Source organism: Aquipseudomonas ullengensis (assembly GCF_014174475.1).
Classification (GTDB): domain Bacteria; phylum Pseudomonadota; class Gammaproteobacteria; order Pseudomonadales; family Pseudomonadaceae; genus Aquipseudomonas; species Aquipseudomonas ullengensis.
In genome coordinates this window covers 20998-33874 of sequence record NZ_JACJUD010000002.1, presented here as the reverse complement: position 1 = coordinate 33874, position 12877 = coordinate 20998, and the positions used below count along the sequence as shown (strand labels likewise).

At 61.5% G+C, this 12877-nt stretch carries 12 protein-coding genes, 1 tRNA gene and 1 pseudogene; 5 read left to right on the top strand and 9 right to left on the bottom strand.

Annotated features, from left to right (window positions below):
• Positions 1–2 precede the first annotated feature (2 nt).
• From H3H51_RS05655 to H3H51_RS05635, 5 genes are all read left to right on the top strand, one after another.
• Entirely contained in the window at positions 3–1535 is a 1533-nt protein-coding gene (locus tag H3H51_RS05655; protein WP_183088075.1) for a TolC family protein, read from the top strand.
• Positions 1519–2274 (top strand): efflux RND transporter periplasmic adaptor subunit, encoded by a 756-nt coding sequence (locus tag H3H51_RS05650; protein ID WP_183088074.1) that lies wholly within the window; start codon positions 1519–1521, stop codon positions 2272–2274. Before H3H51_RS05655 ends, H3H51_RS05650 begins: the two co-directional genes overlap by 17 nt.
• Complete coding sequence (locus H3H51_RS05645; RefSeq protein ID WP_183088073.1) at positions 2271–3611, top strand: efflux RND transporter periplasmic adaptor subunit; 1341 nt, start codon at positions 2271–2273, stop codon at positions 3609–3611. Before H3H51_RS05650 ends, H3H51_RS05645 begins: the two co-directional genes overlap by 4 nt.
• A complete protein-coding gene (locus H3H51_RS05640) occupies positions 3611–5707 on the top strand; it encodes an HlyD family efflux transporter periplasmic adaptor subunit (protein WP_183088072.1) in 2097 nt (698 codons plus the stop codon). Before H3H51_RS05645 ends, H3H51_RS05640 begins: the two co-directional genes overlap by 1 nt.
• Before the next feature lie 149 nt (positions 5708–5856).
• Positions 5857–5933: transfer RNA gene (locus H3H51_RS05635), tRNA-Met, on the top strand.
• Between the two features lie 75 nt (positions 5934–6008).
• On the opposite strand, the gene H3H51_RS05630 is transcribed toward H3H51_RS05635, so the two are convergent.
• From H3H51_RS05630 to H3H51_RS05590, 9 genes and pseudogenes are all read right to left on the bottom strand, one after another.
• Positions 6009–6353 (bottom strand): hypothetical protein, encoded by a 345-nt coding sequence (locus H3H51_RS05630; RefSeq protein WP_183088071.1) that lies wholly within the window; start codon positions 6351–6353, stop codon positions 6009–6011.
• A gap of 55 nt (positions 6354–6408) precedes the next feature.
• A complete protein-coding gene (locus H3H51_RS05625; protein ID WP_183088070.1) occupies positions 6409–6714 on the bottom strand; it encodes a HigA family addiction module antitoxin in 306 nt (101 codons plus the stop codon).
• A 12-nt stretch (positions 6715–6726) separates the two neighbouring features.
• Positions 6727–7005, bottom strand: coding sequence for a type II toxin-antitoxin system RelE/ParE family toxin (locus H3H51_RS05620; RefSeq protein ID WP_183088069.1), 279 nt, complete (start codon positions 7003–7005; stop codon positions 6727–6729).
• A 65-nt stretch (positions 7006–7070) separates the two neighbouring features.
• The gene (locus tag H3H51_RS05615) at positions 7071–8054 is read right to left on the bottom strand and encodes a phage integrase (protein ID WP_183088068.1); all 984 of its coding nucleotides are present in this window, start codon (positions 8052–8054) and stop codon (positions 7071–7073) included.
• Positions 8051–9334, bottom strand: a complete 1284-nt coding sequence (locus H3H51_RS05610) for a hypothetical protein (RefSeq protein ID WP_183088067.1) — start codon at positions 9332–9334, stop codon at positions 8051–8053. The genes H3H51_RS05615 and H3H51_RS05610 overlap by 4 nt, the downstream gene beginning before the upstream one ends.
• Before the next feature lie 710 nt (positions 9335–10044).
• A pseudogene (locus H3H51_RS21350) lies at positions 10045–10756 on the bottom strand (zonular occludens toxin domain-containing protein); the annotation flags it as partial.
• 2 nt (positions 10757–10758) lie between these two features.
• Positions 10759–11115: a DUF2523 family protein gene (locus H3H51_RS05600; RefSeq protein ID WP_183088065.1), complete on the bottom strand. Its 357-nt coding sequence runs from the start codon at positions 11113–11115 to the stop codon at positions 10759–10761.
• A gap of 5 nt (positions 11116–11120) precedes the next feature.
• Positions 11121–11900, bottom strand: a complete 780-nt coding sequence (locus H3H51_RS05595) for a hypothetical protein (protein ID WP_183088064.1) — start codon at positions 11898–11900, stop codon at positions 11121–11123.
• Between the two features lie 736 nt (positions 11901–12636).
• Positions 12637–12873 (bottom strand): major capsid protein, encoded by a 237-nt coding sequence (locus tag H3H51_RS05590; protein WP_183088063.1) that lies wholly within the window; start codon positions 12871–12873, stop codon positions 12637–12639.
• Positions 12874–12877 lie beyond the last annotated feature (4 nt).

Below are 12877 nucleotides of genomic sequence, written 5' to 3'. Positions count from 1 at the left end.
TCATGCCCCACTACTCACCCAAAACCCTGAGCCTCGCCATTGCCTCGACCCTGCTGCTCAGTGCCTGCTCGGCACTGGTGCCCAAGCCCTATACCGCGGAGGAAAAGAGCGAGCGCATCCTCGACGACCGTGCTCATATGTACGGTCAACAGGAGCCGGTGACAGCTCCCATCACCTTCTACGATGCGGTAGCCCGTGCCCTCAAGTACAACCTCGACTACCGTCTGAAACTGATGGAAAGCGCACTGGCCTCCGATCTGCGCGATGTTTCCAGCCACGAGATGCTGCCGCGCCTGGTCGCCTCGGCCGGCTACTCCGGACGCAACAACGACTCCGGCGGCACCTCGATCGGCATCCAGGATGGCGAAGAAAGCCTGCGTGCCTCCACCTCGCAGGAACGCTACCGCGACCTAGCAGGCCTCGGCCTGAGCTGGAGCCTGCTGGACTTCGGCGTGGCTTACTACCGCACGCAGCAGAAGAGCGACCAGATCCTCATGGCCGAAGAGCGGCGCCGCAAGGTCGCGCAGAACGTCCTGCAGGATGTGCGCAATGCCTACTGGCGTGCCCTTGGTGCCCAGCGCCTGCTGCCCGAGGTCAACCGCCTGCTGGCACGCACCGAACAGGCCCTGGATGCCGCCCGCCAGGCCGAGGCCAAGGGCCTGTTGCCGCGCCTGGAAATCCTCGCTTACCAGCGCGCCCTGCTCGACTCGATTTCCCTGCTCACCGTACGCCGCCAGGACCTCGAGTTCGCCCAGGCCGAACTCGCCGCCCTGATGTCGCTGCCACCGGGTACACAGTTGGTGCTGGCCGAGCAGACTGAACCCGCACTGCAGCCCATCGAGGTCGACATCGATCGCCTCGAACAGCTGTCGCTGCAGAACCGCCCGGAAATCATGGAAGAGTGGTACCGCAAGCGAGTCAACGAGAACGACCTGAAGATCGCCAAAGCCCAGCTATGGCCCAACGTCGGCCTCAACTGGGGCTACCAGTACGACTCCAACAAATACCTGTACAACAATCACTGGTCGGAAACCGGCGTGCAGGTATCCCTCAACCTGCTGCGCCTGATGCAGCTACCGGCCCTGCTGAATGCCGAAGGCTCCCAGGGCGCCACCGACGACACCCGGCGCGTCGCGCTGTCCATGGCCATCCTGACCCAGGTTCGGGTCGGCGCCCTGCGCTACCAGTTGGCGCGTCAGGAAATGGACTTCGCCGAAGAAGGCCTGCGTGTCGACGAAGGCCTGCTCGATTATGCCCGCGCCGCCCGTAGCAGCTCACTTGGCTCGGAGCTGGAAGTGATCCGTGCGGAAGGCCGCTACCTGCTGTCGCGCTACCAGCGCGAGGCGGCCTACTCCAGCGCCCAGGCGGCCTGGGGGCGGCTCTACAACTCGATAGGCCTGGATGTGCTGCCTGAGGCCATCGACAAGCACGACATCAAGAGCCTGTCGCGGGAAATCCAGAACACCATCGAAGCCCGTCAGTCGCAGAGCCTGCTGCTGACCACACAAGGAAGTACGCATGCCGTTCAGCCGTAGCCCTGTGCTGTTGTTGGCCTCTCTGCTCCATGTTTCCCAGGCATATGCGGTAGAGGTCGGCGCCGACTTCTCCGACCCCTCAGCCATCCGCGTGCTACTGGCGGCCAAGACGGAAACCACGCTGTCCAGCCAGATGGCCGGCACCCTCGGCGAGTTCAACGCCAGCCTCGGCCAAAGCGTGAACAAAGGGGCGCTGCTGGCCCAGTTCGATTGCCGCGAGGGCCAGGCGCGGGCCAAGGTGGCCAACGCCGAGCTGGCCATGGCCAAGCAGAACCTGGAAGCCAAGCGCCATCTGCGCAAGCTCGACGCGGTGGGCGACCTGGAAGTGGCGATGGCCGCCACAGAGGTGGAGAAGGCCGACGGCGCGCGCAGCATGTCGCAGACCCAGACCAGCTACTGCAAGGTCAACGCCCCCTTCGCCGGGCGCGTGGCCAAGGTACACGCCAAACCGTTCCAGACCGTCAGTGCCGGTACACCGCTGTTCGATCTGGTCAGCGACGGTGCGCTCAAGGTGCGCCTCAATGTTCCCTCCACCCTGCTGCCAAACTTGCAGACAGGCATGGCCCTGCAGATCAGCATCGCGGAAACCGGCAAAACTTACGTCGCGCATATCAGTGCCATCAACGCACGGGTCGATGCGGTAGCCCAGGCGGTCGAACTGGAGGCCACGCTGGATGCCACCCACCCTGAACTGATCGCCGGCATGAGCGGGGTGGCGCGCCTGGCCGACAGTCAATGAGCGACCTGCAACCCAACCCGCGCCTGCTGCTTAGCCTGGCGAACCTGCGCGACCGAGCCCTGGCCGCCGACTCGCTGAACGCCCTGGCGTTCAGCATGGCCAACGACCTCTACCCGCTGCTGCGCTACCACCAGGCCTTGGTGCTGGCGCAACAGGGCGAGGGTTTCCAGCTGCTGTGTATCTCCGGCCTGGCCAAGCCCACCGAGGACTCGCCCTACCTGATCTGGCTGCAGCGCGCCGCACGCTGGATCGGCCAGCACGTCACCACGCCACAACCATGCTGGCTGGCGCGCGAGGCACTCGAACCGCCCGAAGAGATCGCCGAAGGCTGGCAAGAGTGGTGGCCAAACGGCCTGTGGTGCGTGCCCCTGCATGACCGCGAAGGGCAACGCCTGGGCCTGCTGCTGTTCCTCCTCGACGCCGAGCCGGCTGCCCCACTGCCCGAGCTGCTCGGCGGCCTGTGGCAAACCTGGGCTTACTGCTGGGCAGCACTCACCCGCCAGCACCGCCTGCTGCGCTGGCGCCCCAGCCGCCGCCAGGTGCTGCTCGGCCTGGGCCTGGCCGCCCTGCTGCTGTTGGTCCCGGTGCGCCAGAGCGTACTGGCGCCGGCCGAAGTGGTCTCGCTGCAAGCGCAGAACATCAGCTCGCCGATTGACGGCGTCATTGCCAGCATCGAGGTACGCCCCAACCAGGAGGTGCAAGCCGGCACCCTGCTGCTGACACTGGACGAAACCACCCTGCGCAACCGCGCCGAAGTACTCAGCAAGGAAGTCGCAGTGGCCGATGCCGAGCTGCTCTCCGCCAGCCAGGGCGCGTTCGACAACCCGCAAAGCAAGAGTGAGCTGACCCTGCTCAATGGTCGCGCCAAGCAGCGCCGCGCCGAACTGGCAGCGGTGCAGGCGCAGCTCAAACGCACCCAGGTAGTCGCTCCACGCGCCGGTGTAGCGGTGTTCAGCGACCCCAATGACTGGCTGGGCAAACCGGTGGCCACCGGCGAACGCATCATGCAACTGGCCGACCCCGCCGTGCCGGCCATGCGTATTCAGCTGCCGGTGGCCGACGCCATCGCCCTGGAACCCGGCGCCCAGGTCACCCTGTTCCTCACCGCCTACCCGCTCACCCCGCTCCAGGGCGAGGTGCTGGAAACCAGCTATCAAGCCAAACCCGGCGATGATGCCGTGGTCTCCTACCGCCTGCTGGCCAGCATCGAAGGCCAGCCAGCCCATGCTCGCCTGGGCCTGCACGGCACCGCCAAGCTGTATGGCGAACGCGTGCTGCTCGGCTACTACCTGCTACGCCGCCCGCTGGCCTCGCTGCGCGCCTGGAGTGGCTGGTAATGCTCGACCCCGCGGACCTGCCAACCCCGGCCATGCGCGAGGACCTGCGCCTGAGCGAAGTCGCTGCCGGCGCCAACGGCGAGCCGGGCTGGGTCATCCACGACACGGTGGTCAACCGCTTCTATCGCATCGGCTGGCTGGAGTTCGAGTGCCTGCTGCGCTGGGAGCGCACGCCACGGCAGATCTGCCAGGACATCGCCGCGCAGACACCGCTACGCCCCGAGCCAGAACAGGTACTGGGCCTGCGCCAGTTTCTCGAACAGCACCAGCTGCTGCGTCCCGACGCAGCCGCAGTGGCGCGCCTGCAGGCGCGTAGCGAGGGCAACCAGTGGCTGACCTGGAACTGGTGGCTGCACCACTACCTGTTCTTCCGCGTCCCGCTGCTGCATCCGCAGACCCACTTGCAGAAACTCGCCGGCGCCCTGGGTTGGCTATTCCACCCCTTCACCGCCTGGCTGGTGATACTGCTCAGTACCCTGGGCGTGATTCTGGTGCTGCAGCAATGGGACACCTTCACCCATGCCGTGGTCGAGTCCTTTTCCACCGAAGGGCTGCTCAGCTTCGCCCTGGCACTGATCCTGGCCAAGACCCTGCACGAGCTGGGGCACGCCCTGGTCGCCACGCGCCTGGGGCTGAGGGTCGCGCACATGGGCATTGCCTTCGTGGTGCTCTGGCCGATGCTCTACACCGACACCGGCGAGAGCTGGAAGCTGCGCAGCTCGCGCCAGCGCCTGGCCATCGCCTCTGCCGGCATCCTCACCGAGCTGGCCATCGCCGGCCTGGCCACCCTGGGCTGGGCCCTGAGCGAGCCCGGCGTACTGCGCAATGCCCTGCTCTACCTGGCGACCACCAGTTGGATCCTCTCCCTGGCGCTGAATGCCAGCCCGTTCATGCGCTTCGACGGTTACTTCATCCTCTCCGACCTGCTCGACTTTCCCAACCTGCATGAGCGCTCCTCGGCGCTGGCCCGGACCACCCTGAGACGCAACCTGCTAGGCCTCGACGAACCCTGGCCCGAACCATTCGCCCCGAGCCAACGGCGCCTGCTGGTGGCCTTCGCCATCATCACCTGGCTGTACCGCCTGGTCCTGTTCCTCGGCATCGCGGTCGCGGTGTACCTGATGTTCTTCAAGCTGCTGGGGATCTTCCTGTTCATCGTGGAGATCTCCTGGTTCGTCGTACTACCGGTATGGCGCGAACTGAAGCACTGGTGGGCCGCCCGCGAACGCGTACCGGGGCGGCGCAAACACCTGTTCTGGGCCTTGCTGGCACTGGTACTGCTATTGCTCGCAATACCCTGGCGCAGCCAGGTACATGGCGACGGCGTGGCTCGCGCCGAACAGCAACTGCGGGTGTTCAGCCCTTACCCGGCGCAATTGCAAACGCTTCGGCCAAGTGGCCCGGTACGCAGCGGCGACAGCCTGGTCGTGCTGGACGAACCGGATATCAGTGCACGCATGCTCGGCAACCAGGCCAGCCTCGACAGCTACCAGGCACGCCTCAAAGGGCTGCTGGCCGACCCGCGCGGCCTGGCGCAACAGAACGCCACCCTGCAACGCCTGGACGTTGAATCCCAGGAAATCCGTGCCGCCCGTTCGGAGATGGCGCGCCTGAGCCTCAGGGCGCCCTTCGCTGGCGTGTGGCGCGACGTCAATCCCGACTGGCAACCCGGCCAGTGGGTCGGCAGTCGCGAAGCCCTCGGTGTGCTGGTCGACCCTCGGCATTGGCAAGTCGACGCCTATGTCGAGCAGGACCAGGTACACCGCCTGGCAACCGGCAGCCCGGTGCGCTTCTATCCAGTCGGGCGACCGCAGCCGATCAGCGGCAAAGTCATCGCCATCGGCAGCACCCGGGTCAACCAGCTCAGTCACCCGATGCTCGCCTCCCGCTACGGCGGCCCAATCACCACAGCGGGACACGGCGACGGCATGACCCCGACTGAGTCACTGTTCCACGTACTGGTACAACTGGACGACGCCCCCGTGGGCCTGCAGGAAACCCGTGGCCGCGTGCAGATAGAAGGCGCCCGCCGCAGCCTGCTGGGCGAAGGCCTGACCTACACCCTGGCCATCCTGCTGCGGGAAAGCGGATTCTGAAACCGACAAGCCAACCTCAACGCCTCGAAGCAGAGATGCCACTGGCGCGGCCTTTCGGCATGAGCGTGTAAGCGCTTGATCAACCGCGAAAATCTCCAGGAGCAGGCTTGACAGCCAGTACACAGCCGAGAATAATGCGCGCCTCAAACGGCTACGTAGCTCAGTTGGTTAGAGCACGGCATTCATAATGCTGGGGTCCGGGGTTCAAGTCCCTGCGTAGCCACCAAACAAAACAAAGGCTTACCTTCGGGTAGGCCTTTGTCGTTTCTGGGGTAGTGACTACAAAGTGACTACCCGCCGACTACCCCTTGCGCGGGGCAAGCAACCCAGCCAACCCTCCAACGGCTGCGGATCCAATGGCTACCAAACCATCTGGAACCAACTTGTCACACAGCCCTAGCCATATGATGCCGACCATAGCCAACAACGCAATCGCGACAAGGGAATAGATCGCGTAACGACTAGTCCAGCGATCACTTGCAGGCGTGCTCTTTCGAACCTCGTCAATCAGCATGACTTTCTGTTCAGGGCTCAGTCCAGGATCCTTGAGAACAGATCCAATCAACCCATAAAAGCCCGAAGACAAACTCAGAGACGAACCGTCAGCAACAGAATCGGACCGCCCTGCCTCAATCACATCTGTCATTGCCTCCTCCTTGATTAGCAGCAGCACTTAAGCAGCATAGTCTCAACAAGAAACACTAACCCGCTGCGCGCAACGGCTCTATTTCATGCTCGATTGCTTTTCCTGCCTCAGCATATGTCGTCGCTAGGGCGTACTCCGTTTGTAGGTTCATCCAGAACTGAGCCGACGTGTCGAAGTAACGCCCCAGACGAATAGCCATATCCGCAGTCACACCACGACGCTCACGAACAATGTCATTCACGGTCGGAGCGGATACGTGCAGAGCCCGTGCAAGCGCGGCAGGAGCAATATCCAGCGGTTCAAGAAACTCTTCACGCAGCACTTCACCTGGGTGAATGGGGCGCATGCCATTAACTGCCATGATTCCACCTCCTCAGTGGTAATCGACTATCTCAACACTCTCAGGGCCTGCTGCCGTCCATACGAAGCAGACACGCCACTGGTCATTGATCCTGATGCTATGTTGGCCTGCACGGTTCCCGTGCAGTTGCTCCAGCCTGTTCCCAGGTGGAGACCTTAGGTCTCGAAGCTCTACGGCAGCGTTGAGCATTGCCAGCTTTCTAGTGGCAACGTTCAGAACGCTCTTCCAGCGCCTGGAGTCTCCCGACTCGAACAGATGCTGGGTTTCCTCACAGCTGAAACTCAGAATCACGCTTTAATCCTTAACGTTAAGCGTTAAACAAATCATACACCGACATACAAACCAGTCAACGTTGGTCAGTGCTGGCCCATCTGAGCCAATGGGGAGAACCGCAGAGCAGACTCGAGGTGCTCCGGTGACAGATGCGAATAGCGCATGGTCATCGTGATCGAGGAATGGCCCAGGATGCGCTGCAAACCGAGAATGTCCCCTCCCCCCATCATGTAGTGGCTGGCGAAGGTGTGCCGCAGGATGTGGGTTAGCTGCCCCGGTGTATCGAAGCCACAACGCTTATAGGCACTGCGGAATGCAGCACGGCACGACATGAACAGCCGACCATTGCCGGGCATGCCCACTGCCAAAGCCGCCTCCTCGACTTCCTTGGGAATCGGCACCGCCCGAGACTGCCGGTTCTTCGTCCGATGGAAATGCGCTTTCCCGCCAAAAATGGCGTTCCGCTGGATCGACTCGGCCTCATCCCAACGCGCACCAGTTGCCAAGCAGATCAAAGCAACCGGATAGGTATGGTTGTTCGTCGACTGGCGGCACTCATCGAGCAACTGGCTCACCTGATCCAAGGTCAGAAATGACAGCTCGGTTTGGTCGGTTTTGATCTGGCGGATCTTGGCCAAGGGATTGATACCCGACCATGCGCCCAAGCGGATCAGCTCAGAGAAGACCGCCGACAGATACCGTTGTTCATGGTTGACCGTTTGCGGCGAGGCATCCTTGAGGCGCATTTGGCGGTAACGAGCCCAGGCCAAAGCATCGAACTCAGAAGCACGCGGATTGCCCAGGCGCTCAACCACCGCCAACGTCCGAGATAGCCGATGCTTTTGGTCTTTGAGCGAGCAGCCGTGCAGGGAATGCCAGAGGGTCACCAGATCCGAGAGCCGATCATCCAACGGGCGACCAGTCTGGTTCAGCGTGGCGAAGAAATCGGACTCATAGCGCTGGGCTGCAGCTTTGGTTAGAAAGCCTTTCTTACGGATACGGCGACCGGCGCGGCCATTTTCGTAAAAGTCAGCCGTCCATGTTTTGCCATCTTTGCGTACGGTCATACCGCCCTACCCCATCGAACATGCCGCTCCTCAATCAGCTTCTCGATATGGGCCAGTAGATCCGGCGTGGTCATTCCCTTAGCGGCGTAGTGCTCCCGGATGACGGGCCAGCAATCCCATTTGCGCAGCACCGAGAACGCCTTTTTTGCGCCCACCCGCTCCCTTGCCAGCAAGCTGACGAAGTTGCCCAGGAACAGCTCGACGTTCTTTCCCGAGAAGCCATGCGAGGTCTTGTAGTAGCGCTTGTAGGCGGTGTCATCGAGCAGCGAGTCAGCGGCGATATCGACCCGGACGTCTTCACGGAACAACGTCCAGACCGGCTCAAAATAGCCAGGGCGGGCCAGCAGCTTGAATTGCCGTAACCCATAGCGCCAAAGGCCGTCCAAGTGCCCAGAGAAGGCTGCAAACGAATCAGTTTCGATAGCCTGACCAGTGCGTACGTCGACAGATCCGCTGGCGAACTGCTGAACAACCGAATGGTGGTAACGCAGCTCAATACGCCACACATCCGACTGCGGATCGTAGTTAGCAGGATCGGCCTCATCGAATGAGTTTCGACGCTTCCAGACGCTTTCCCAGTAGTCGAGCTTGTCGATTGCGCGGGCCTGCTCGGTCTTGTTGTAGATAGCGAGCTGCACGCCACTGGCAGAGCCGAACATTGAGGTTTCACCCCGGCCGTAAACACTGCTCTTGGTCGCCCAGGAAATCTCACTGATGCCCGAGATATCCCGGTGCACTTTGGCGTTGCAGTGCATACGCGCCACCAGATCCACTGGGGGCTTCCAACCCTGTACATCTAGCGCCAGATGCACGGCGCATTGATTGCGCTCCACATGACTCAGCAGATGCGAGGCGTAGAAATCCAGCCGCTCTTGCAGACGCTCAGGCGAGTGGTTGTCGATGGCGTGGGGCGAGACTTCGATTTTCAGATGCGGCCCAATCGCGTCGAGCTTCGCGTTGAAGTTCTTCACCAGCAGAACGAAGCCCAGATCAGCGTTCTGCAGCTTGTACTGGTAACCGGAGTCACGCCCTACCCGTCCCGAATGCCAGCGCTGGCCAGCGAAGTCGACCATGACGCCAGGGGTCTCAAACAGCGCCATGATTTCCGGGCGGATCATGCCCCGGTAAAGCTGGCGGACTGTGTCGACGCCGCAACGCAGCAGGCGAACACCTGACAGGTCGACGAAGCCAACTTGCCCAGGATCTACGAAGAGCCTGCTTGTCGAATCCGGCGCACCGGTCAGTAGATCTATACGGTGGAAGTCTCTGGCCTTACTCATGGTTTCCCCATCACTCTGGTTTAACGTGGGACTTAATCTCTGTCTTTCTGACGTGTTACAGGGACGTCGCGAAGGCGCGTGCCTCGCTCGCGCCTTCGTTCTGAACCGAGCCACTTTGGCGCTCGCTCATCACCGCCACGGCCTTGCTGGATACTCTGAATCGGGCACAACGGTGACCACGCTACGACGAGCCGTAGAGGCTGTAGCGGTGGTTACGGGGTTATTGGCTGGTGTGCTGCTAGCGGCCATTGCGATGGCCTGGCTAGGCTCTTTGCTGGGTAACGTGCCCGGACAGACCGCTTGCCCCTTGAACCCCATGGCGTGGCTGATATCGAGCAGGCAGGGGCTGCGCGCATGCAGGTGGTAACCGAGCTTTCGTAGGTCGGCAAAGGTCTGCCTGAGCACCGCGCCATCGGCACCGATGACATCGACTTGCCCCAGTTCGACGGGGTGTCCATCGCGCTTGCCTTCGATCAGTCCCCGGAAGGCAAAGGTGCGCGGTGCAAACGGGTGGTTCAGCTCAACAGCAGGAACAGCATCCGGTTGATTCCCCACAACAGGAATACGAAGAGCAGCAGACGCGGGAGCAGGATTTTCAGGAGGCGCAGCATCAGGCGCAGCGGCTTTAGCAGGAGTTTCATCAGCGGTAGAAGCAGCGCCCGCAGGCCCGAAATCAATGCCGCCGAGAGAAAATAGAGCGATAACAAGAGCGGCCATAAATGCCAGGAGAAAAAGTAGCTTAGGCGAGCGGAGAAGGCTCTTTCCGGCCTTGGTGTCCTGGCTGATACCGGTGGCGGTGGACTGGTAGAGGCGGAAGGTGGCGGGTTTGATTTTCTTGTATTCAATGACGGTGCCTTCCATGGGAGGGCGATTGGTTTGTGCGTCATGTTGAGCCTCTTTGTAGCGGCCTTTGATGCCGATGACCGCGAGGTTGGAGTGTTTGTAGGCCATCTCGCAGGTCATGCGGATGTCGTCGCGGATGTAGCTGATGTTCGGCGTGGTTAAGACGATGTCCCAGTTCCAATGCCGGTGGCGGGTCCAGCCATCGAGCCAGCACATGGGCCGGTCAGCCTGGGCCGCAGCCTCGGGGCCACCCGGGAAGTCGAAACGATCCAGATCCTTTTCCCGCCACGCCTTGGGAAACACCAGCTGGGTTTCGTCGAAGATGATGAACGCGCCCCGCGGTGCCCACTGAAACCACGTGCGCATGCGCTCCATATCGGCCAAGGATTCAAGGTCGAGGTTGATGATGTCGACCGTGCCGGGCAGCTCGGGCATCACCTCCAGCACCCGCTCCAGGGTAAAGCCCCGCACGTTGGTGATGATCAGCCGCCCCTCTTTGAGGGCGCGCACGGCATCGTCCTGAATAGCCCCGGAGGTTTTGTAGGAGCCGTTGGGGCCATGGTGGATTTTGATCGACATGGTTAGCGTCCGAAGAAGGGTACGAACTTCAGGACGAATCGGGTCGAGAGCGCCGAGAAGATGATGTTCAGCGCTTGCGGCACACCGAAGAAGGCCAGGGTGTTGGCCACCTCAGCGGGCAGGCCAGACCAGCGCGAGCGCACCGCCTCAACTACGCCCAAGTCGGACATCAGGCTTTGCGCCGTCTCATAGGCCACATCCAAGGCAAACAGCTGGATCTGAAACCATGAGTACATGGCGGCCTTGGTGAGCAGCACCATGCCGTCTTTGATGAAGTCGTAAATACCGTTGGCGAGGAAGTCCCACACCCACTGGAGGAAGGTGGTGAAGTTGTCGAGATAGCCGGCAATCCAATCCATGTTCGTTACCCCATGACGATGAGAGCGGCGAACGCAGACGCCGCGAGCAGAAGCGCGTAGCGCAGGTAGGACAAGGTGTCGGCGTAGCGATCCAGGCACATATCCAGGGAGACGGTGGCGGTGCCAATGGTGACCGGGATCTGTTCGCACGGCAGGGAGCCGCCACCACTGCCCAGGTTCAGGTCGAATACACCGGCGAACAGCGCCGAGTACTCCTCGAGCTTGTCATCGAGTTCATCGCGTGCGCCCTGGAGCTTTTCGTCCCACTCGGTCACGCCCTCGGTGAAGTCGCCTTGCTCACCTTTGCCGAGCGCCTTGGTCGGGCTGGCGATTTCTTCGTCTTCTTCCTCTTCCTCGCCCTGGTCATCCGAGCCAGATCCAGACCCTGAGCCCGAACCGTTACCGGCCTGGCCGTTGGTGGTGCAATTCGAGCCCTTGCATTGCGACGAGGAAGAGCCGGCTGTGCCATCGGCATTGGTATTGGAGGTGGTAACCACAGTGGTGGTAGAGGTAGAGCAGGCACCAGCGCCCACGCAGGTTTTCGTGGTGGTGGTCGTGGTGGTCGTCTCTTTCTTGCCACCGTCGGCTTTTTCATCGGTGGTCTTGTCGACTTGCTTGGTGGTCTCGGTGAGCTTGGGGCCTTTGTTGGAGGCAATGCAGGTCATCGTGCCGTTGTAGGCACCGACCGAGCCGCCCGCCGCCACGCACTTCTGGTTGTCGGAGTCGGTGGTGGTCGTGGTGCAGCTGTTGCTTTCGTGACGTCGACCTTCAGCGTCATAAGTCACCGTGGTTTCGGTGCACTCTTCGGTTTCTTCTGACTCAGTTGGCGAAGGTGGCGAGGCTTCGACCGTGGTGATGGGTGACGAACATGATTCGCCGGTGTACTGGCCGTCATAGAAAAACAGAAGGTCAGGCTTAGGCTCGACTTTGAACGGAATGATGTTCGTTGCCGCAACCGTACAACCGTCGAAGCAAGGATCTAAAGAAGATGCGGAGGACGTGAAGCTGACGGTCTGACCAAACTTGTCGGTGCAGGGGTTTTTGCAGGTGGCGCTAGAAGCGTCCCAGGAGGTACCCGACGGGCAAGAGTCACCGTACCGAGTGAATACTGGATATGCGCTACCTCTAGCACTACCAGAAGCAACCTTTACTTCGATGGTGCAAGTGAATCTAAAGCTAGCACCAGTGGCCGTAATCGGCCCCACGCTATGCGCGGTAACGACAGGGAAAGTTGAATTTGAGTAATAGGTTACCGCCGCGTCACAAGCCGCAGTTGGTGTCGGAAACTGCAAGTTGTACATGCCGGGAAACGAAGTCGTACCGGAGCTGTATTTCCAGTAGTAGTTCTCAGCTGTCGCGATGCTGGAGAAGGTAAGCAGTAACAGCAGGAAGATGGCGCGCATAAACAAATAAGGGGCCTTTCGGCCCCTCACTCCCCGGTCAGAAGAACTCACCGATCCGAAAGCCTGTGATAAATGCACCGGCTACGAAGGCGCCGAGCATCACTGACCAGAGCACGGCTTAGCTCTTGCGGAGCATGCCGAAGATGACGCCAGCACACGCCAGAACGGCCAGTGCCAGGGCCACGTAGCCGGCCACCGAACCGGCGCTGGTTGCACCGGCGTTGATCTGCTCTTCGATGCCGCTGATGTCGATCGGGATGGCAGCAGCCATGGCCTGACCAGCCGAGAAGACGGACACGCCAACCACCAGGGCCAGGTTGCGAGCGGAACGGGTGAAGCGGTTCAGTTGGTTCATTGGT